The organism is Caulobacter sp. CCNWLW153, assembly GCF_036889365.1.
GTDB lineage: Bacteria > Pseudomonadota > Alphaproteobacteria > Caulobacterales > Caulobacteraceae > Caulobacter > Caulobacter radicis.
The window spans coordinates 18,135-37,370 of the sequence record NZ_JBAKFV010000019.1 but is presented as its reverse complement, the minus strand read 5'-3'; the positions used below and the strand labels follow the sequence as shown (position 1 = coordinate 37,370).

Sequence of the window (19,236 nt, the reverse complement as noted above, 5' to 3'; positions counted from 1 at the left end):
AGCCCATGAAGCTCACCCGCTACACCGACTACGCGGTGCGCACGGTCATCTACCTGGCCAACAACGACGGCCGCCTGGCCTCGATCGCCGAGATCGCCCGCGCCTACGACATCTCGCAGAACCACCTGATGAAGGTGGTGCAGCAGCTGGCGGCCGCCGGCTTCGTCGAGACGGTGCGCGGTCGCGGCGGCGGCCTGCGCCTGGCCCGCCCCGCCGACCAGGTCAATGTCGGCGCCCTGGTGCGCGAGACCGAGGGCGGCTTCGACCTCGTCGACTGCTCGTCCTGCGTCGCCGCCGCCGGCTGCGGCCTGCCGCGGATGCTGGCCGAGGCGACCCGGGCTTTCCTGGCCGTGCTCGACGGCTACAGCGTCGCCGACATCTCTCGTCAGCCCGACGTGCTGCGCCACCTGTTCGCCCAGGCGGGCTGAGGCCTTCCCGCCACAGCGCGATAAAACACGGTGTTCGGCTTTGCATGCGGCGGCGGCCGGACCTATGTGCCGGCCAAGGCCGCCCTCTCCCATGACCGCGGCCACCTCTATTTTCGTTTGCCGAAGTCTGTCCCGTGCCGCTTTTCCTTCGTCGCGCCGCCGTTCTGGGCGCCCTGCTCCTGCTGTCGGCCTGCGCCAGCGTCGATCTTCCCGCCTCGCCCAAGGCCGCGTTCAGCCGCAGCGCTTCCGGCGTCCTGTCCCAGGGCGTGACCTACTGGAGCGAGACGCGCGAAAATCCGCTGCGGCAGGTCTATCACGTGGTGCAGCTGGACCTGGCCGACCCCAAGGTCGAACTCTTCGTCTCGCCGCCCAACGACGGCGCGGGGCAGTACCACGCCCGCACGACCTCGGAATTCGTCACCGCCTCGGGCGCCCTGCTGGCCGTCAACGCCAGCTACTTCGTGCCGTTCAAGGCCGGCTCGCCGGGCGGCGACGACTTCGTCCCGCACGCGGGCCAGCACGTCGATCCGGTCGGCAAGGTGATCGTCGGCGGCCGCGAGGTGGCCCCGCCGGACGATCCCGAGGTCGATCCGCGGGTCAACGCCATCCTTTGCATCCACCCGTCGTTCGTCGAGATCCGCTCGGGCGCCACCTGCCGCTGGGACGTGGTCGACGCGGTGGCCGCCGGCCCCGTCCTGCTGGTCGACGGCGCCGAGCAGTCGTTCCAGAACGCCGGCCCGAAGTACGCCCGCGACCGCCATCCGCGCACCGCCTTCGGCGTGTCGGCCGACGGCCGCACCGGCTGGCTGGTGGTGGTCGACGGCCGCCAGTCCGTGCTCAGCGAGGGCGCGACCCTGGCCGAGCTGACCGCCTTCTTCCGTGACCTGGGCGCGGCCGACGCCATCAATCTCGACGGCGGCGGCTCGACCACCCTGGCGGTCGACGACGGCTTTGGCCGCCCGCGCGTGCTGAACTCGCCGATCCACACCGGCGTGCCGGGCCGCGAGCGGCCGGTGGCCAACCAGATCGGCGTGCGGGTGCTTGGCGCACCGTAGGGCCTGCCCCCTCCAGCAAGTTCGACATTCAGCAATCCAGGCCGTTTTCCAACGAGCTTCGCGAAGGCGGGGATCAAAGCCGCGCTTCAAGGCAAGGCGCGGCCGCGAACAACCTAAAGACTCAGCTTGGCTCCCCGCCTTCGCGGGGAAAGACGGATTTGGGGGCGGCGGTCGGGCAGATATCGACCGCCTCTATACCCGAGGCGACAGGAAGCTGGCCGCGACGTTGCTGAGCGGACCGGGCCAGTCGCCGAACACGATCGAGCCGGAGAGCGGGTCGCTCGACATCGACGGGAAGCACAGGTTGAGCCTGAACTTCAGCAGCTCGTCGCTGGTGCTGCTGGCCATGATCGACAGCGGAAAGCCGATGGCCGGGGCGTTGTCGTAGATGAACATCACGCCGGTGAACGGCGAGATCACCGGTGCGGCCGGGTTGGGGAACGAAAGCGTCCCCGTCACCGGAACCACCTCGCACCGCGCGGTCGACGTCGTCTCGGGCGCGGCGCAGGCGGCGGACAGCAGGTCGGCCTTCTCTTCGTCGGCGACGACCAGGGTCAGCTCGTAGTCGAAGCCCACCTGGCCGTCAGCGATGATGTCAGGCTTGTAGACCGTCAACTTGAGGGTGTTGGCGTCGGGCATGGCGCATCCTCGATCCATGGCGGCGCGACAAGCTCGCGCAACCTAAGATCGCATTTGCGCATGACACATTCTTTGGAGGAACGACGAACGCCGCGCCTCGGACCAAGCTGGCGCGCCTGCCGAAAGAGCAGGCGCCGCTTCGCCGTTTCAGGCCGGGGTCGCCTCGGCCGCGGCCCAGCTGGCGGCCAGCTCGCGGTTCTTGGGCAGGTCTTCGGGGAAGTCCATCTCGGCCCAGTCCAGGCCCTGGATCGAACGCACGGCCACGGCGTCATGGGCGCGGGCGATCTGGTCGATGGCCGACAGGTACCAGCGACGCAGGCCCTCGGGCGTGCGCAGCGAGCGCTCGACGATGTCGGTGAACAGCGCCGCGCCTTCCGGCTCGAAGCGCAGGAAGCCGATCGACTCGGCGTCGTAGGTGGTGATGGTCTTGCCGATCTCGCGCAGGGCGTCGCCCTCGGTGCGCACCTTCATGTCGTCGGAATCGTAGCCGTCCTTGCGGTCGATGGTCACCGTGATCGGAGCCGACGGCGCCGACAGCAGGCGTTCGGCGATGGCCGGCTCGAACAGGGTGTCGCCGTTCAGCAGCAGGAACGAGCCCTGCATCTCGCCGCGCGCCATCCACACCGAGGCCAGGTTGTCGCTGACGCTGTAGAACGGGTTGAAGATCGTGCGCAGGGTCAGGCCCGGCAGGCGCAGCTTGGCCAGCTCAGCCTCGACCAGGTCGGCGTTGAAGCCGGTGACCACCACCACCTCGGTGACGCCGGCGCTGTGCAGGTGGCGGATCTGCCATTCCAGGACCGAGCGGCCCGACAGGTCCACCAGGCACTTGGGACGGGTGTCGGTCAGCGGCGACAGGCGCTTGCCCTGTCCGGCGCTGAGGATGATGGCTTTGACCGGCGACTGCATGGCGAAAACTCGGGCGCGCCGCGAAGAGGGCGGCGAAGACGGGGGTGAAAAGGGCGAGAGCACGACTCGAAACGAGCCATATCAGCGCAAATTGTGCGCGACCATAGCCGTGGCAAGGTCCGGCGTCCCGCAAATCGCCGCTTGCGACAATCCGCGCGCCCTCGGGGCTCGCGCTCCCTCCCCGTCGTCAGGCCTCGACCGTCGCCTTGTAGGTCTTGGTGGCTGGATGCAGCCGCGCTTCGATCGCCTTGTCTAGAGCCGCCCGGAAGTCGACCATGCTGGCGTTCACCGGCTCGAAGACCTCATAGCTGACCGAGCAGGGATCGCCGCCCGGGAACGGGGGCTCGGGATTGTACTGGATCGACAGCTGCGCCTGCTGGGCGGCCAGCTGCGCCTTTTCCGCCGCGTCGGGGCCGCCGGCCAGGTCGGTGACGATCGTCTGGACCATGAACAGCGACTCGTCGATCGACGACGAAATCCCCGCCCCGGTGATGCGGTTGCCGTCCTTGACCCACCGCGGGCAGCCGTTGACCACCGTCACCTTGGGGAACAGCTTCAGGCACTCGATGAAGCCCCAGTGGGTGGTGGCCTTGTAGCCGTCCAGAAGCCCGGCCGAGGCCAGCAGCAGGCCGCCCGTGCAGACCGAGACCACGTAGCGCGCCTTGCCTGCCCGGTCGGTGAGGAAATCCAGCAGCGCCTGGTCGCCGATGGCGTCCTGCAGGCCGTTGCCGCCCCCCGGCACGAACAGCATGTCGATGTGCGGTGCGGCGTCATAGTCGTACTGCGCCACCACCTTCAGCACGCCGGAGGTCTGGATCGGGTCGGTGCTCGCCGCCACGGTCGCCACCTGGATCGTGCGGTCGATGTCCTCGCCGTCGAAGAAGGCGAACACCTCGTGCGGGCCGGCGACGTCGAGAATGTCGACGCCCGGATAAAGCACGATGCCCACCGTGAACGGCGGCGGCGTCGGGGCGGTCATTGGGCCACCGCGATGAACGAGGCCGTCACGCCGGCGGGCTCGCCGTTATGCGGCTTGGCCCGCACGATCGTGCCGACGATCGACGGAACCTGGTCCACGCCGTCGGGCCACATGTAGCCCGGCCAGCCGTAGTAGTCGTACTCCCAGCCGGCCGTCGGCGTGCCGTCACGGCCAAAACCCCGGATGACGATGGTGGTCGGCCCCTCGCATTCGGGATCGACCGTTCCCTTCAGGTCCAGCACATAGCCGCCGCCCATGTCGAGCGTGCCGACCACGGTGCGCGGCGTCGGGGTCTCGAAGGTGAACACCCCCTCGCCGAAGATCAGGCTGAGCGCCGTCTGGGCGTTGTCGCCCACCAGCTCGGGGTTGTTCAGGTAGCTGCGATAGGTCCACTTGCCGGCCAGGCTCATCGGGATCCTCCCCGTCCAGGTTTCGCGTCAGGTGCTCGGGCGCGTCTCAGTTGGCGTTGATGACGATGTCCAGCACCTGCGGCGTGGCGGTCGTCGCGCCGGCGTCGGCGTGGTGGGCGTGCGGGGTCTCGGTCAGCAGCGGCTTGCCCGACAGGCGCACGAGCCGGATGTTCAGCCCGGACGGCGCGGCGGCCTCCAGCGTGCCCCTGGCCTTGGCCAGCTTGGCCAGCGGCGGCGACAGCGGCACGGTGAAGGTCACCGGCCGGGTGACCAGGTGGCGGCCGAACATCGACAGCGTGGTCACGAAGCCCGGCGAGTTCGGCGTCACCGGCTGGCCTTCGGGCGTATTGAGCACCACCGCCAGGTCGCCGCCGTGCTCGAACGGCGGCAGGTCGACGGTGATCGTCGCCAGAAGGCTGGTTCCCTCGGGCTTGGCGGCCTGGGCCAGGACGGCGGACGGCACGGCGACGTCGCCGGCCCCGAGGCTCGTTCCGGTCGGCGTCTTCAGCTTGGCGGTGTAGCGCGTCGGCGCGGCGGCGGCCTTCAGCTTGGGCGCGCCCAGCTTGGGCACGACGTTCTCGCCCGAACCGGGCTCGTAGTCGTAATCGAACTCGCCGATCGTCTGGTAGGCCTCGGCCTTCTGCTTCTCGGGCGGCAGCGGCGCGCCGCCCGCGTCGGTGAAGAACAGGAACGGCTCGGACTGCCAGCGCACCAGGTCGCCCTTGGGGTCGATATAGCTGGGATTGTCGGCCGGCAGGGTCGGATAGCCGAAGCCCTGCTGCTTGCGGGTCCAGACGTCCCAGATACGGTCGATGTTGGCGTGGTGCAGGAAGAACAGCGGATCCACCGGCGACAGGTTCGACTGCATGAAGCCGTCGCCGTAGGTCGTGTTGCCCTGGTCGTCGGTCCAGATGCCGCCGACGCAGTTGTGCACCTTGTTGTGCGGCTGGCCTTCCATCACGCCGAAGCCCGTGATGCTGCTGTGATAGTTCGACTTGGGGCTGGCGAAGCCGATGAAGTCGCGCGGCGACAGGGCGTCGTTCAGCATCCACGACGACACGGCGTTGTTGGTGATCGTGTCGAAGCCCGGGTTCTGGGGCGTCGAGCCTCGCGCGTTCGGCGGCGCGAAGAACATCGGCCCGCCCTTGGGCCCGATGTCGAACAGCAGGTCGGCCGGGAAGCGCAGGCCGCGGATCAGCAGCTGCTGGTTCTGAGCCTGGCTGAGACCGGCCCAGAACTTCTCCAGCACCGGCCCGAAGGCCTTGTTGAAGGCGTCCAGGCTCTGGATGTAGGCGCGGTTGTTGGGATTGAGCACGCCCTCGAACATCGCCGCCGGCACCCTGGGGCTGGCGGTCCAGTCCCAGTAGGGGAAGGCGAAGTCCGGGTCGCCGCTGAGCTGGCGCACCGTCTGCTCGAACCAGCCGACATAGCCGCGATGCCAGACCACGAACCACCAGTTGCCGTGCGGGCAATCCACCGTGTGGGTCAGGGCGTGGTTGTACCAGTTGTTGGGATGCTCGGGCGGCAAGCCGAGCATGATCTCGACGGCCTTGGCGTAGCTGGCCAGCGCCTTCTGCCCCTGCGGGCTGGCGACGTTCCAGCGCCGCCAACGGGCCTTCTTCGGGGCGGCGGGCTGGGCCAGGGCCTGGCCGGCGGCCATGACGCCGACGACGGCCGCGCCGCCCGCCATCAGGTCACGACGCGACGGAGCGGAGAACGGGCCGGAGAGCGGGCGAGAGGCGGCGGGATCCTGGGTCATGGCGAGGACTCTCTTTTTCGGATCGTGGGGAAGCGCCGGCGCGAACCCGGCGAAGCGCGGAAAGCCGAGCGGCGCGACCCCGAGGGGCCGCGCCGGCAGGTCGTCAGTGGTGGCCGTGGGATACGCCGCCGGCGCCGTCGGGCAGCACGATCTGGACGTTCTGCATCATGCCCTGGTCCTCGTGGTCGAGGATGTGGCAGTGCAGGACGTACTCGCCGATGTAGCGCTGGTAGCGGGTACGGACGATCAGGGTGTAGGGCAGGTACGGACCGTTGTCGGTCTTCTGCACGCTCTTGACCCACAGGGTGTCCTTCCAGGCGCCCTTCAGGCCCGGATACTGCGGGTCGGGCGGACCGGGGCCGAAGTCGTCGACCGCGCCGGGCGCGCTGACGTCCTTGCCGGTCGGATCCAGGATCTTGACGATCTGGAACGGGTTCACGTGGATGTGGAACGGGTGGCTGACGAACTCCGAGCGCAGCTCCCACTCCTGGGCCGTGCCCAGCACCAGGGTGCGGTCGACGCGGTCGGGGGCGTAGGGGCGCGGCGCGTAGTCCTGCGAGCCCACCTCGAATTGCACCGGCATGTTGGTGTTCTGGCCGGGAATGGCGATGTTGAAGAGCACCTTCTCGGTCTCCGAGCCCTTGATCTCGGCCTCGGTGATGGTCGGGTGCGGCACGAAGCGGCTTAGCTTCAGGCCGTTGCGCAGGTCGGCGACGACGCTGGCGCGCACGTCCGGCGGCATCTGCACGTTGGCGGCGGCCACCAGCTCGTTGGTGACGAAGGCCGGGATGTCCTTGACCTCCTGGCCCGGCGCGACGCTGACCTTGCCCAAGAGGCGCGTGCCGACGGCGATGCTGTTGACGGTGGCGCTGGGCGCGGTGTCGGCGTCGAGCATGCAGTAGTTGCCCGCCTTGGGGAAAACCACCAGCAGGTCGTTGCGATAGCCCGGCTGCAGGGTCACCACCGTGGCCTTGCGGGCCTGGGCGTCGGTCAGGCCGTCGTCGGCGACCACGTAGAACGGAACCGGCTCGCCGATGCAGTAGGTCTTCTGGAAGGCCGGGCCGTCAGCCGCCGCCAGGCGCTCCATCGCCGCCGGGCCGCCCTCGGCCATCTTCACGAACTGCAGCGAGATGGTGTCGCGCACGCCGGCGTGGATCATCCGCCAGCGGGCCAGCTCGCCCTGCTTGGCCGGCAGGGTGGCCAGAACCTGGCCGTTGATGCTGGTGTAGCGGCCCGACTGCCCCCAGCTGCCCGGCCCGAAGCCGTTGCCGTTGGCGTCGCTGTAGAACTCGATCACGCCGGTGTCGCCGGGATCGCAGACCCACTCGACCACATTGCCCTTGGCGTCGGTCTTGACCTTGATGTTCCCGTCCTTGCCCAGGCACGCGTACTGGATCTGCTGGAACACCAGCAGCTTTTCCGGGATCGGGGCCCCGTTCTTGTAGAGCAGGGTGTCGAGGTCGCCGTTGGCAGCCAGGGTCGGCTTGCGGTCGCCCTTGATGACCAGGGCCCCGGCCATGCCGCTGGAGACCTGCAGCGCCGTCGAGCCGTGGCGGTGGGTGTGGTACCAGAAGGTGCCGGCCGGATGGTCGCGCGGGATGTTGTATTCGTACTCGAACTTCACCCCGGGATTGATCGACAGCAGCACGTTGTCGCTGTTGCCGGTGGGGCTGACCCACAGGCCGTGGCTGTGCAGGTTGGTGCCGTTGTAGCAGTGCGGCACGTTGATCAGCCAGTTGGGGTCGGTGCAGCTGGGATCGGCCGGCAGCCTGTTGTCCAGCGCGACACGCACCGTCTCGCCCGGCCGCGTCGAGATCGTCGGCGCCACGTAAGGCGTGGTCGGCGAGACGTCGGTGCCGTTGTAGCTGCGCAGGTGGACCTTGTCGTAGCGACCGTTGGCGGGATTGTAGAGCCGCCCATCGGTATAGACGATGTTCAGGGCCAGTCGCTTGTCGGCGGTGATCGCCGCGGTCGACGGCGGGATGACATAGCTCTTGTCGCCCGAGGCCGTGCCGGTGATGGCCAGCAGGCTGGTCGTCGCCTTCTGGGCCGTCTCCTCGAGCGGCGCGCCCAGGACGCGCGGATTGTCGACGATCCGATCCTGCGCCAGGGCAGGCCCCGCCTGCACGGCGATCGCGGCCAGGGCCGCCCCTACCGCCAACATCACGCGCCTATCACGCGCGCGCCAACCAGCACCGCTCATCGCAGCCTCCCCGAACAACGTTCCCCGAGGCTGCATACTACCTAAGCGATACTACAGGTGAAGGCTAAATTTTTGTGATCTTTCGCACACCGCGCGAAGGTCAGCGCCAGGCGTAGTTGAAGCTGACGCTGATCCGCTGCTCCTCGGCCTGGTTGGGCGTCACCTCGTGGCGCAGCCAGCTCTCCCACATCAGGATCGTGCCGGGGGCGGGCTGGACGTAGACGAAAGGCTGCAAGGTCTCGGGCGCGTCGTCCTGGCGCGTCGGCGCGGCCATCATCATCGGCAGGCGCGGATCCTCGAACTTCAACGCCGAGGCGCCTTCCGGAATGGTGACGTAGACCGTGCCGGAGATCACGCTGTGGGGGTGGATGTGGCCGGTGTGCTGGCCGCCCGGATCCAGGATGTTGATCCAGAAACTGTCCATCACCAGCTTGCCGCCGGCTAGGTCGAAGCGCAGCGCCTTGGCGAAGGCGGCCGCGTGCTTGTCGAGCTTCTTCTTCAACTCGGCGAACAGGCTGTCGCGTTGCGGCAGGTCGTCCAGCGAGGCGTAGGAGGTGTAGCCCAGATAGCCCTTGCGCTCGGCCCAGGCCTGGCCGGCCTCGTCGTCCTCGGCCACGGCGATGCAGGCGTCGTGCAGGTCGTCGATGAAGGTCTCGAAGTCCTTCTCGCCGGACAGGGTGGCTTCATAGAGCGGGGTGACGAAGAGCGAGCGCGTGGTCATGGCGCGGGTCATACAGCCCCGGGTGATTGACGACAAACAGCGATTGGAACATAATTAGAACATGGCTGATGGCGATCACATCTTGAAGATCAATGCCGCGCTCGCCGAGCGGCTGAAGGCTGTATCCGAGGACCTGGGCAAGAGCCTGGACGAATACGCCACTCAGCTCCTCGACGCCTTCACCGGCCTCGATCCGCGCAAGCACGACGACGCCTATTGGGATGAAGTTCAGCGCATCTGCGATGAGACTGAACGCGATGGCGGCATTCCGTTGGAAGATATCGAGCGTTGGATGAGGTCTTGGGGCGCCGATAGCGAACTGCCCCCTCCAGAGCCTCGTCCTCGCATTCGAGAATGAGAGAAGTTGAGTTTTCGCCTATGGCGCGACGCGACCTCACGCGTTTGCGAGCATGGCTTGCGCCCATGACCCCTGCAGCGGCCGAACGTGCCGTTCAGATCCTTGTCACCGCAGCTAGATCACTCGCGGAGTTTCCCGAAAGAGGAGCTCGCATCCGAGCCAACCTTCGTGAACTGATCGTACCGTTTGGTTCGAGCGGCTACGTCTTGCATTACGAAGTCAGACCCCGGCGCGTTCTCATCGCTCGCATCTATCACGGCCTAGAAGATCGCTGACTTCGCCGGACTCGCCTATATCTGCCTCGTGACCGACACCACCGCCGACATCCCCTCCCCCGCCGAACCGCCGAAGTTGTCCGGCGCCGCCCTGATCAAGGACGAGGTCACGCGCCTGCCCGACGGGCCGGGCGTCTACCGGATGATCGGCGACGCCGGCGAGGTGCTTTACGTCGGCAAGGCGAAAAGCCTGAAGAAGCGCGTGGTGCAGTACGCGCAGGGCCGCTTCCACACCAACCGCATCGCCCACATGGTCGACGCCACGCGGTCGATGGAGTTCGTCACCACCCGCACCGAAGCCGACGCCCTGCTGCTCGAGATCAACCTGATCAAGCAGTTGAAGCCGCGCTTCAACGTGCTGCTGCGCGACGACAAGAGCTTCCCCGAAATCCTCATCCGCCGCGACCATGACGCCGCCCAGCTGCGCAAGCATCGCGGCGCCCACGCGATCAAGGGCGACTATTTCGGTCCGTTCGCCAGCGCCTGGGCGGTGAACCGCACGCTCAACACCCTGCAGAAGGCGTTTCTTCTCCGCTCGTGCAGCGACAGCGTCTACGAGACGCGCGACCGGCCCTGCATGCTGCACCAGATCAAGCGCTGCGCCGCGCCCTGCACCGGCCTGATCAGCCTGGAGGACTACGGCGCCCTGGTCGACCAGGCCGAGGCCTTCCTGAGGGGCAAGTCCCGCGCGGTCATGGGCCAGATGGCCAAGGAGATGGAAGCCGCGGCCGAGGACCTGGAGTTCGAGCGCGCCGCCCGCCTGCGCGACCGCATCCGCGCCCTGGCCGCCGTCGCCCAGGAAAGTCAGATCAACCCCGACACCGTCGAGGAGGCCGACGTCGTGGCCCTGCACGTCGAGGGCGGCCAGGCCTGCGTGCAGGTGTTCTTCTTCCGCGCCGGCCAGAACTGGGGCAACCACGCCTACTTCCCCCGCATCACCGGCGCGGCGGAAGATGAAGAGGAAGGCGTCACCGAAGAGCAGCGGATCATCACCGCGTTCCTGGGCCAGTTCTACGACGACAAGCCGATCCCGCGCTTGATCCTGGCCAACGTCCAGCCGGCCGACGCCGACCTCTTGAGCGAGGCCTTCGCGCTGAAGAGCGGCCGCAAGGTCGAGATCGCCGTGCCCAAGCGCGGCGAGAAGGCCGACCTGGTCGGTCACGCCCTGACCAACGCCCGCGAGGCCCTGGGCCGCCGGATGGCCGAGGGCAGCGCCCAGACCAAGCTGCTGGCCGGCGTCGCCGAGGCCTTCAAGCTGGACGCCCCGCCCGAGCGGATCGAGGTCTACGACAACAGCCACATCCAGGGCACCAACGCCGTGGGCGGCATGATCGTGGCCGGGCCGGAAGGCTTCATGAAGGGCCAGTACCGCAAGTTCAACATCAAGAGCACCGAGCTCACGCCCGGCGACGACTACGGCATGATGAAGGAGGTGCTGAAGCGCCGCTTCTCGCGCCTGGTCAAGGAAGAGGAGGAAGGCGACGACGCCAACCGCCCCGACCTCGTCCTGGTCGACGGCGGCAAGGGCCAACTCGACGCGGCGCTGGAGATCATGGCCGACCTGGGCGTCGACGACATCGCCGTGGTCGGCGTCGCCAAGGGCCCGGACCGCGACGCCGGGCTGGAGCGCTTCTTCATCCCCGGCCAGACGCCGTTCATGCTCGAGCCCAAGTCGCCGGTCCTCTACTATCTGCAGCGCCTGCGCGACGAGGCCCACCGCTTCGCCATCGGCGCCCACCGCACCCGTCGCAGCATGGACCTGAAGAAGAACCCGCTCGACGAGATCGAGGGCGTGGGTCCGGGCCGCAAGAAGGCCCTGCTGCACGCCTTCGGCTCGGCCAAGGGCGTCGGGCGGGCCAGCGTCGAGGACCTGATCAAGGTCGACGGCGTCAGCCAGGCCCTGGCCGAGCGCATCCACGCCTTCTTCCGCAAGGGCTGATCCCCTACCCAAAACGGGCCGGCGCGATTGACAACGCCGGTCGCCGAACGCAACCTCAGGCCGCTCTGGAAAAGCATTCAACCTGCCACGTGGCGCGACCGACGCGCCGCGCCGGAGCCGTTTGGGGGAAACATCGCCATGACCATTCTGCCGTTCCTGCGGGGCCGCGGCTTCGCGCGCCCGCTCGCCCAGGCTTGCCCTGGCGCCGACACCCACACCGACGCGCCCCAGCCGATCCCGCGCGAGCTGTCGGTGATCCGCCTGCCGGCCGACCACTACCTGCACCGCGACGCCCCCACCGAGTGGTGGTGGCACATCGGCACGTTGAAGGCCGGCGACCGGGTGTTCGGCTTCGAGATCAACGCCGCCTCGTTCCAGGGCCGAGGCTTCGGCTTTTCGCAGATCATGCTGACCGACGTCGCAGCCAAGAAGCACTACCAGCGCACCACCACCTTCACCCCGCCGGCCGGCTATGACCCGGCCACCTGGGCCGAGCACGACGTCAACCGCGACTGGCGCGTGCGGCTGGGCGACCCGAACAGCCGGCTGACCGCGATCAAGGTGACCAATCCAGGCTCGGGCTACGATCCGGTGGCGACCACCGTCACCGTGACCGGCGGCGGCGGCTCGCAGGCCATCGCCTATCCACTAGTCGATCCGACCAGCGGCGCCATCCTGTCCATCCAGCTGACCAATCCGGGCCGCGGCTACACCTCGCCGCCGCACATCGTCATCAACGGCAAGGGCTCGGGCGCCACCGCCGAGGCGGTGCACACCTTCATCACCATGGACGCGGCCTGGGGCGACCCCACCCAGAACATGGCCGTGGTCTCCAAGCTGACCGACGACGCTACCGACACCGAGGTCGTCTTCGACCTGACCCTGTCGCAGAAGGGCGCGCCGTTCGTGGTCTGGGGCACCGGCGTCACCCAGATCCTGCCGCCGGCCAGCGGCTCGCACCTGCAAACCGGCAACTACTACTACTCGCTGACCAACGTCGCCGCCGCCGGCACGATCACCATCGACGGCGAGATCTTCGAGGTCGAGGGCAAGACCTGGATGGACCACGAGTACGGCTTCTTCGGCACCGCCCAGAACCCGGTGAAGTGGATCCTGCAGAACGCCCAGCTCGACAACGGCTGGTCGCTGTCGAACCACTACGTCCTGGCCGGCGGCAACAAGCGGCCAAATCCCGGCGAACCGGTCCCCTGCGAGGTCACCCTGCAGGACCCCGAAGGCCAGATGTACGTCGTGCCCGGCGTCATGACCGCAGAGCGCCCGTGGACCAGCCCGGCCTCCGGCGTGGTCTACTATCTCGACTACCAGCTCGACATCGCCGGCTTCGACGCGGTGCTGAACTTCAAGGCCCTGCTGGCCGACCAGGAGTTCCCGCTGCCCACCGGCTCGATCTACGAGGGCATCGCCTCGGCCGAGGGCAGCTTCCAGGGCAAGCCTGCATCGGGCACGGGGTGGATCGAACAGGCGCTCTGAGGCCGTCGGGCATGGCGCGGGACGCGCGCCAAGGTTAAGCTTGGGCATGTCCTCGCCCGCCTTCGCCGCGTCCCCCTTCCCGCCCGTCGCCTGGACCCACCACGGCCACCATGACTGGACCGGCCGCGGCCCAGGCGGCGAGGACCTGGCCTTCGCCGGCGCCCGGTCGGGCCTGTTCGACGGCCGGCGCAACAGCGGGCGCGGCAGCAACGTGATGTCCCTGACCGTGCAGGGCCTGCGCCCCGCCCGGCTGACCGCCGAGAGCGCCTATGACCGCCTGGCCAAGGACGTCGGCTACGCCGTCGAGCCGCAGACCGGCGACGCCGAGTTCGACGGCCGGATCTATCTGACCACCGCCGACCAGCACCTGATCGCCGCGCTGCGCGAGCGGCCCGGCCTGCGCCGCGCGGTGCTGGACCTGTTCGACGCCGGCGCCGCCCAGGTCGAGATCAACTTCAGCCGCGTCACCATGACCATGGCCGGCTCCCTGCGACCCGACCGCGATGACGGCCAGCACGACATGGCGACCGCCGGCGAGGCGCTCTGCGCCTTCGTCAAGCTCTGGCCCGGCCCGGGCGACGGCACCGCGCCGACGCCATCCTGGTTCGACCGGCGGATCTTCGGCCTGGCCTGGGCCCTGCTGGCCGGCGGCGCGATCTTCGCGGCCCATCACGACAGCGAGCAGCTGTGGGCCCGGCAGATCGAGACCTATGTCCAGGTCGACTGGCTGGGCATGGCCATCTGGCTGGCCGTCGCGCTGGGCCCCTACGTCCTGCTCGGCGCCCGACGGGCCTCGTCGCACCGCACGCTGCTGGTCGTCGGCCTGGTCGCCCTGTGCCTGCTGCCGTTCAGCAAGGAGCTGCTGCAATTGCGCGCCAACAAGTGGCTGACCCGCGCCGAAACCATCGTGCCGGCCCAGCTGACCGACCTGCGCCAGGACACCGACGGCCTGCATCGCGACGGGTACGAGGCCGTGGTCGTGGTCGAGGATCGCCCGACGGAATGGGAGCTGTCGCCCCAGGAGGGCCGACTGGCGGCCGAGGGGCGGCTTTGCGTCGCCGGCGTGGTGGCCACCGGCCTGCGCGACCTGCGCTATGTCAGGACCGTGCGCACCTGGGCCTGCCGCCCGGGCCAGGGCGGCAAACCCTAGAAGTCGTTGCTCCAGCGCTGCACCGAGGCCAGAGGCAGCCACGCCTCGAACACCAGGCCGTCGGGGCGGAAGTCGAAGCGCGAGCGGCCCTTCAGCTCGCGCTGAGTCAGGTTCTCGATCAACCGCGCGCCGAAGCCGAACCGCTCGGGCTCGCTGACCGCCGGGCCGCCGCTCTCGCTCCAGGTCAGGCGCAGCTGCCGGGCGTCCTGGTCGAGGCTCCAGCGGAGGCTCACCCGCCCCTCGGCCGCCGACAGCGCGCCGTACTTGGCGCTGTTGGTGGCCAGTTCGTGCAACACCATCGACAGCGACACCGCCACGTGCGGGCTCAGCGCCACCTTCGGGCCCGAGGCGTCGATGCCCTCGCCGTGCGCCTTGACGCAGATCGCCGCCACGTCGGTCAGGTCGGCCTCGTTCCAGCCGGTGCGGGTCAGGAGGTCGTGGGCCGCCGAGAAGGCCACCAGCCGCTCGGTGAAGATCCGCACCTGGTCGGCGTCGAGCTTGGCGAAGGTCTGGCGGGCCAGCGACTGCACCGTGGCCAGGTTGTTCTTCACCCGGTGGTTCAGCTCGTTGATCATCACCGCCTGGCGCGCCTCGCGGGCCTCCAGCTCGTGCGAGGCGGCGACCAGGGCCTCACGCACCACGGCGATCTCGGCCAGGCCGCCGCGCTTGTTCGGATCCAGCGGCCGCCCCTCCCCGATCGCCCCGGCGTCCTCGATCAGGCCCACGACCTCGCGGTTGATGCGGTTGGCCAGGAACAGCGCCATGCCCACGCCCAGCAGCAGCAGGAGCGGGAAGATCGCCGCCGTGCCCCAGGCCGCCGCCACGCCCACCTTGGCGACGTCGGCGCGGGGGATGGCCACCACCAGCGTCCAGCCCGTACGCGGCGAGCGGCTGTAGGCCACGCGGGTCTTCACGTTGTCGAGCGACACGCTCTTGCTGATCCCCTCGTTGGAGCGGGCCAGGTTGCGGGTCATGTCCAGCGAGGCGCTGGCCCCGGTGAAGCGCTCGTTGCGCACCGAGCGGGCGATCACCTTGCGCTGGTTGTCGAGGATGGTGGCGACCCAGCTCTCGGGCGCGCGCTGCTGGCGGAACACCGAGGTGAAGCTGGCCGCCTCGACCACGTACGACACCACGTAGGCCTGCCCCTTGATGTCGACCGGCGCGCCGACGGTGATCACGTGGCGCTGGGCCAGGGCGCCCATGCGCAGGTCCGACACCTGGGTGCGGCCGGCCGCGCGGGCGGCGACCATGTAGGCCGGCGGCGGGGTCTTGGGCAGGGCCTCGCCCCACGGAACCAGGGTGTTGACCACCTGCTGGCCGTCGGCCGCGGTCACGGCCACCCAGCCGGGCCGGTTGCCGGTGGCCCGCTTGGCCCGGACGTAGAAGTTCTTCCAGTCGCCGTTCAGCAGCGCCTGGTCGGTGGCCAGGGTCTCAGCCACGGCCACGCCCTCGGCCACCTGCCGGTCGACCGCTCCCGACAGCGCCCGCGCGGTGGCCAGCAACTGCTCTTCCAGCTGGTCGCGGTTCTGGCGGTTGGAGCGCTCGAGCAGCAGGGCCGTGGCGGCCAGGGCCGGCACCAGCAAGCTGACGGTCAGCAGAACCAACAGGCCGCGGACCGAGCTGCGCAGGCCCCGGTGCGATCCGGCCGGGGTCTCGGAAGGGTTGGACGCCATGGGCGGATTTACGCGGCGGCGGCCAGGAGGTTGCGGACAGCCCCTTGGATCGCGCCGTTCGTCAGCCCCGCCATGCCTTGCTCCCCCTGCCCGGATGACGCGACCTTACGCGATGCGTCGGCCCTGTCACCCGGTAAGAAACCAGCGTTATCCGCCTTACGCCTCAGAGCGCGTCTTCAGCAGGACCAGCGCCACGAAGCTGATCGCCGCGGCGACCGCCAGATAGATCCCCACCGGAACCAGCCCGCCCTGCGCCGCCAGGAAGGTGGCCGCCATGGGCGTCAGGCCGCCGCCGATGATGCCGCCGATGTTGAAGGCCATCGAGGCGCCGGTGTAGCGCACCCGGGCCGGAAACAGCTCGGGCAGCCACGAGCCCAGCGGACCGTAGACGAAGCCCATGGCGAACAGGGCCAGCGACAGGAAGGCGCAGATCAGGGCCAGCGAGCCCGCGCCCATCATCACCGGCAGCAGCACGCCCGCCCCCACGGTCATGGCGCAGCCGGCCATCAGCACCCGACGCGGCGTCGTGGCGTCCGACCAGTAGCCTGAGGCGACGATGCCGCCGGCCATGAACAGGATGGCGAACAGCTGCACGCCCAGGAACAGCTGGCGGTCATAGCCCAGGGTCTTGGCGCCGTAGCCCAGCGCGAAGGCCGTGCTCAGGTAGAACAGCGCAAAACAGCAGACCACCGCGAAGGTCCCGCCCAGGGTCTCCCTCCAGTGCAGGCGCAGCAGCTCGGCCAGCGGCACGGCCGGCGGCGGCTCGTGGGCCAGGGCGGCGGCGAAGGCCGGGGTCTCGGTCAGCTTCAGGCGCACCCACAGGCCAAGGCCCACCAGCACGGCGCTGGCCAGGAACGGCAGGCGCCAGCCCCAGGCCATGAACTGCTCGGGGCTCAGCAGCAGGCCCAGGATCAGGAAAAGGCCGTTTGCGGCGATGAAGCCCACAGGCGCGCCCAGCTGCGGGAACATGCCGAACCGGGCCTTCCAGCCGGGAGGCGCGTTCTCGACGGCCAGCAACGCCGCCCCGCCCCACTCGCCCCCCAGGCCGAAGCCCTGGCCGAAACGCAGGACGCACAGCAGCGCCGGCGCCAGCCATCCAGCCATCTGGTAGGTCGGCAGGAAGGCGATCAGCAGGGTCGAGCCGCCCATCAGCATCAGCGACGCCACCAGGGTCGACTTGCGGCCGATGCGGTCGCCGAAGTGGCCGAAGGCGATCGCGCCCACCGGCCGGGCGAAGAACGCCACCGCCAGGCTGGCGTAGGAGGCCAGGAGCTGCATCGAGGCCGAGTGCGACGGGAAGAACAGCGGCCCGAACACCAGCGAGGCGGCCGTGGCGTAGATGTAGAAGTCGTAGAACTCCACCGCCGTGCCCACCAGGCTGGCCATCAGCACGCGGCGGGAGGAGTTGCTGTTCGATGCGGCGCTGGCGGTCATGGCGTCCTCGGAAACTTGACCACGGCTTGGCTGCGCCCGTCCGCCACGTCAACCGTCCGAGAGAAGAAAATCACCCAGCCCAAACAGGAAATTCGCACAAACCAATGAGTTTTCTTCGCGCGACCCTCGTTTCAAGGAAGAGGATTGCCCCGCCGAGCGAACGGCGGGGCTGATCCGTCAGCGGGCCGAGAACCCGCCGTCCACAAGGTGGTAGCTGCCGGTGATGAACGAGGCGCGGTCCGACAGCAGGAAGCAGGTCAGGGCCGAAACCTCTTCGGGGCGGCCCAGGCGCCCGGCCGGATGCAGGCCGATCAGCCCCGCGCGGGCCTCGTCGGTCATCTCCGAATGGATCAGCGGCGTCTCGATGAAGCCGGGGCCGACGGCGTTGATGCGCACGCCCTGCGGGGCGTACTCGATGGCCGCCGTCTTGGTCATGCCGACCACCGCGTGCTTGGACGCGACATAGGCGCCCGAACCGGCCCAGCCGTGCGTGCCCAGGATCGAGGCCATGTTGACGATCGAGCCGCCGCCCGTCGTCAGCATGGCCGGGATCTCATACTTCATCGAATAGAGCACGCTGTTCATGTCGACATCGACCACGCGCTTCCACTGGTCGAGCGGATAGTCGGCCGTGGGCATGTTGGGGCCGCCGATGCCGGCGTTGTTCACCGCCAGGTGCAGCGCGCCGTAGGTGTCGACCGCGAACTTGACCATGGCTTCAACCTGGGTCGGGTCGGCGACGTCCACCTTGAACGCGCTGGCCGAGCCGACTTCCTTCGCCAGCGCTTGTGCCGCGTCGAGGTTGAAGTCGGCGATCACCACCCTGGCGCCGCCTGCCGCCAGTTCGCGCACCACCGCCTCGCCGATGCCCGAGGCGCCGCCGGTGACCAGGGCGACCTTGTTCGCGAATTCCGTGCTCATGAGGCTCTACTCCACTTGGTGTTACACTATACGCCCCGCATCCTATCTGGGACCGCCCGGTCCCCAGCGCCACCACAGCCACCGCCCATTTTTCCCCGCGACGCCTTGCGTACGCGTCGCCCTTGCAGGCCCCGGGGCTGACCTCTACCCAACCTTGATGTGCACCGCTTTGACGCCGACCAAGGTCGGCTCGCTGGCCGCGGATCTGGCCGCCCTTCTCGACCACGACGGCTATCTCCTGCTGCGCGGCGCCGTGCCCGAGGCCTGGCGCGGTCTTCTGCACGCGGCCTTCGAGGCAGGCGTCGTCGACGACGAGCAGTGGGCCGCACCCAAGGCGCCCGGCTGGCGCCACGCGCTCGTCGACCTGAATCCGACCGTCCGCGAGGCCTGCCGCCTGCCGCCCCTGCTTTCGGTGGCGGGGCACATGCTCGAAGGCCCCTTCTTCCTCGCCCAGGTCGAGGGCCGCGAACCCCTGCCGGACGGCGGCCACCAGCCCCTGCATCGAGACGGCGCGGGCCTGCGCGCCGTTTCGGCCATGGTCTTTCTCGACGACTACGGTCCGGCCAACGGCGCAACCCGCGTGGTTCCCCGTCCGCTCGACCAGGGCGATCCTGACGAGACGCTGTCCCAGACCCTGGCGGGCGAAGCCGGCGACATCCTGGTGTTCGACGCCGACCTGCTGCACGGCGCCACCCGCAACGTTTCCGGCGCGCGGCGGCGCTCGCTGCTGCTGAACTTCCTGCCCGAACGCGACCGGGCGGCCGAAGACGCCTATCGCGCGGTACGCAACGTGCGCATGGACAACGGAGAGGTGTTCGCCCCGTAAGGAAACAGGCTTGGCCGCAACCGCGCATGCGCCATAGCCCTCTGGCGCGCTCATGCGTTAGAACGGCGC

18 protein-coding genes are annotated in these 19,236 nt (G+C 69.0%); 8 read left to right on the top strand and 10 right to left on the bottom strand.

Going from position 1 to position 19,236, the window contains the following annotated elements; genetic code table 11:
• Window positions 1-5 precede the first annotated feature (5 nt).
• Window positions 6-428, top strand: a complete 423-nt coding sequence (locus tag V6S85_RS23265; protein ID WP_334350422.1) for an RrF2 family transcriptional regulator — start codon at window positions 6-8, stop codon at window positions 426-428.
• A gap of 134 nt (window positions 429-562) precedes the next feature.
• The gene (locus V6S85_RS23260; protein ID WP_334350421.1) at window positions 563-1,483 is read left to right on the top strand and encodes a phosphodiester glycosidase family protein; all 921 of its coding nucleotides are present in this window, start codon (window positions 563-565) and stop codon (window positions 1,481-1,483) included.
• Between the two features lie 192 nt (window positions 1,484-1,675).
• Here the strand turns inward: V6S85_RS23260 and V6S85_RS23255 are convergent, their stop codons facing one another.
• The 7 genes from V6S85_RS23255 to V6S85_RS23225 form a co-directional block, all read right to left on the bottom strand.
• Window positions 1,676-2,122, bottom strand: a complete 447-nt coding sequence (locus V6S85_RS23255) for a hypothetical protein (protein WP_116566413.1) — start codon at window positions 2,120-2,122, stop codon at window positions 1,676-1,678.
• 147 nt (window positions 2,123-2,269) lie between these two features.
• Window positions 2,270-3,028, bottom strand: a complete 759-nt coding sequence (locus tag V6S85_RS23250; protein WP_334350420.1) for a phosphocholine cytidylyltransferase family protein — start codon at window positions 3,026-3,028, stop codon at window positions 2,270-2,272.
• A 187-nt stretch (window positions 3,029-3,215) separates the two neighbouring features.
• Complete coding sequence (locus V6S85_RS23245) at window positions 3,216-4,007, bottom strand: DJ-1/PfpI family protein (RefSeq protein ID WP_334350419.1); 792 nt, start codon at window positions 4,005-4,007, stop codon at window positions 3,216-3,218.
• On the bottom strand, window positions 4,004-4,417 hold the full coding sequence (locus tag V6S85_RS23240; RefSeq protein WP_101719046.1) for a hypothetical protein: 414 nt from the start codon (window positions 4,415-4,417) through the stop codon (window positions 4,004-4,006). The genes V6S85_RS23245 and V6S85_RS23240 overlap by 4 nt, the downstream gene beginning before the upstream one ends.
• Window positions 4,418-4,463: 46 nt before the next feature.
• Window positions 4,464-6,176: a tyrosinase family protein gene (locus V6S85_RS23235; RefSeq protein WP_334350418.1), complete on the bottom strand. Its 1,713-nt coding sequence runs from the start codon at window positions 6,174-6,176 to the stop codon at window positions 4,464-4,466.
• Window positions 6,177-6,279: 103 nt separating this feature from the next.
• Window positions 6,280-8,340, bottom strand: a complete 2,061-nt coding sequence (locus V6S85_RS23230; protein ID WP_334350461.1) for a multicopper oxidase family protein — start codon at window positions 8,338-8,340, stop codon at window positions 6,280-6,282.
• Between the two features lie 139 nt (window positions 8,341-8,479).
• Window positions 8,480-9,100, bottom strand: a complete 621-nt coding sequence (locus V6S85_RS23225) for a TIGR02466 family protein (protein ID WP_116566424.1) — start codon at window positions 9,098-9,100, stop codon at window positions 8,480-8,482.
• Between the two features lie 61 nt (window positions 9,101-9,161).
• Here V6S85_RS23225 and V6S85_RS23220 point away from each other — a divergent pair, with 61 nt between their 5' ends.
• The 5 genes from V6S85_RS23220 (at window position 9,162) to V6S85_RS23200 (ending at window position 14,313) form a co-directional block, all read left to right on the top strand.
• The gene (locus V6S85_RS23220; protein ID WP_243410514.1) at window positions 9,162-9,458 is read left to right on the top strand and encodes an antitoxin; all 297 of its coding nucleotides are present in this window, start codon (window positions 9,162-9,164) and stop codon (window positions 9,456-9,458) included.
• Complete coding sequence (locus V6S85_RS23215; protein WP_116566426.1) at window positions 9,455-9,733, top strand: type II toxin-antitoxin system RelE/ParE family toxin; 279 nt, start codon at window positions 9,455-9,457, stop codon at window positions 9,731-9,733. Before V6S85_RS23220 ends, V6S85_RS23215 begins: the two co-directional genes overlap by 4 nt.
• Window positions 9,734-9,752: 19 nt before the next feature.
• Window positions 9,753-11,672, top strand: a complete 1,920-nt coding sequence (gene uvrC, locus V6S85_RS23210; protein WP_431830633.1) for an excinuclease ABC subunit UvrC — start codon at window positions 9,753-9,755, stop codon at window positions 11,670-11,672.
• Window positions 11,673-11,810: 138 nt separating this feature from the next.
• Window positions 11,811-13,163 carry a lipocalin-like domain-containing protein gene (locus V6S85_RS23205; protein ID WP_334350417.1) on the top strand — a complete coding sequence of 451 codons (1,353 nt, stop codon included), beginning with the start codon at window positions 11,811-11,813 and terminating at the stop codon, window positions 13,161-13,163.
• A gap of 46 nt (window positions 13,164-13,209) precedes the next feature.
• A complete protein-coding gene (locus tag V6S85_RS23200; RefSeq protein WP_334350416.1) occupies window positions 13,210-14,313 on the top strand; it encodes a hypothetical protein in 1,104 nt (367 codons plus the stop codon).
• Here V6S85_RS23200 and V6S85_RS23195 read toward each other — a convergent pair.
• From V6S85_RS23195 to V6S85_RS23185, 3 genes are all read right to left on the bottom strand, one after another.
• Window positions 14,310-15,986, bottom strand: coding sequence for a sensor histidine kinase (locus tag V6S85_RS23195; protein ID WP_334350415.1), 1,677 nt, complete (start codon window positions 15,984-15,986; stop codon window positions 14,310-14,312). The two genes, V6S85_RS23200 and V6S85_RS23195, sit on opposite strands and share 4 nt — an antisense overlap.
• Window positions 15,987-16,142: 156 nt before the next feature.
• Entirely contained in the window at window positions 16,143-17,420 is a 1,278-nt protein-coding gene (locus V6S85_RS23190; protein WP_334350414.1) for an MFS transporter, read from the bottom strand.
• 177 nt (window positions 17,421-17,597) lie between these two features.
• A complete protein-coding gene (locus V6S85_RS23185; protein ID WP_334350413.1) occupies window positions 17,598-18,341 on the bottom strand; it encodes an SDR family NAD(P)-dependent oxidoreductase in 744 nt (247 codons plus the stop codon).
• A 157-nt stretch (window positions 18,342-18,498) separates the two neighbouring features.
• Here V6S85_RS23185 and V6S85_RS23180 point away from each other — a divergent pair, with 157 nt between their 5' ends.
• Window positions 18,499-19,167, top strand: a complete 669-nt coding sequence (locus V6S85_RS23180; protein WP_334350412.1) for a phytanoyl-CoA dioxygenase family protein — start codon at window positions 18,499-18,501, stop codon at window positions 19,165-19,167.
• Window positions 19,168-19,236 lie beyond the last annotated feature (69 nt).

Excerpts from the sequence above, each read along its gene's own strand:
- V6S85_RS23245 (WP_334350419.1), bottom strand. The coding sequence starts at position 4,007 with ATGACCGCCCCGACGCCGCCGCCGTTCACGGTGGGCATCGTGCTTTAT.
- V6S85_RS23230 (WP_334350461.1), bottom strand. The coding sequence starts at position 8,340 with ATGTTGGCGGTAGGGGCGGCCCTGGCCGCGATCGCCGTGCAGGCGGGG.
- V6S85_RS23250 (WP_334350420.1), bottom strand. The coding sequence starts at position 3,028 with ATGCAGTCGCCGGTCAAAGCCATCATCCTCAGCGCCGGACAGGGCAAG.
- V6S85_RS23220 (WP_243410514.1), top strand. The coding sequence starts at position 9,162 with ATGGCTGATGGCGATCACATCTTGAAGATCAATGCCGCGCTCGCCGAG.
- V6S85_RS23180 (WP_334350412.1), top strand. The coding sequence starts at position 18,499 with ATGTGCACCGCTTTGACGCCGACCAAGGTCGGCTCGCTGGCCGCGGAT.
- V6S85_RS23235 (WP_334350418.1), bottom strand. The coding sequence starts at position 6,176 with ATGACCCAGGATCCCGCCGCCTCTCGCCCGCTCTCCGGCCCGTTCTCC.
- V6S85_RS23205 (WP_334350417.1), top strand. The coding sequence starts at position 11,811 with ATGACCATTCTGCCGTTCCTGCGGGGCCGCGGCTTCGCGCGCCCGCTC.
- V6S85_RS23225 (WP_116566424.1), bottom strand. The coding sequence starts at position 9,100 with ATGACCACGCGCTCGCTCTTCGTCACCCCGCTCTATGAAGCCACCCTG.
- V6S85_RS23265 (WP_334350422.1), top strand. The coding sequence starts at position 6 with ATGAAGCTCACCCGCTACACCGACTACGCGGTGCGCACGGTCATCTAC.
- V6S85_RS23185 (WP_334350413.1), bottom strand. The coding sequence starts at position 18,341 with ATGAGCACGGAATTCGCGAACAAGGTCGCCCTGGTCACCGGCGGCGCC.
- V6S85_RS23240 (WP_101719046.1), bottom strand. The coding sequence starts at position 4,417 with ATGAGCCTGGCCGGCAAGTGGACCTATCGCAGCTACCTGAACAACCCC.
- V6S85_RS23255 (WP_116566413.1), bottom strand. The coding sequence starts at position 2,122 with ATGCCCGACGCCAACACCCTCAAGTTGACGGTCTACAAGCCTGACATC.
- V6S85_RS23195 (WP_334350415.1), bottom strand. The coding sequence starts at position 15,986 with ATGGCGTCCAACCCTTCCGAGACCCCGGCCGGATCGCACCGGGGCCTG.
- V6S85_RS23215 (WP_116566426.1), top strand. The coding sequence starts at position 9,455 with ATGAGAGAAGTTGAGTTTTCGCCTATGGCGCGACGCGACCTCACGCGT.
- V6S85_RS23190 (WP_334350414.1), bottom strand. The coding sequence starts at position 17,420 with ATGACCGCCAGCGCCGCATCGAACAGCAACTCCTCCCGCCGCGTGCTG.
- V6S85_RS23200 (WP_334350416.1), top strand. The coding sequence starts at position 13,210 with ATGTCCTCGCCCGCCTTCGCCGCGTCCCCCTTCCCGCCCGTCGCCTGG.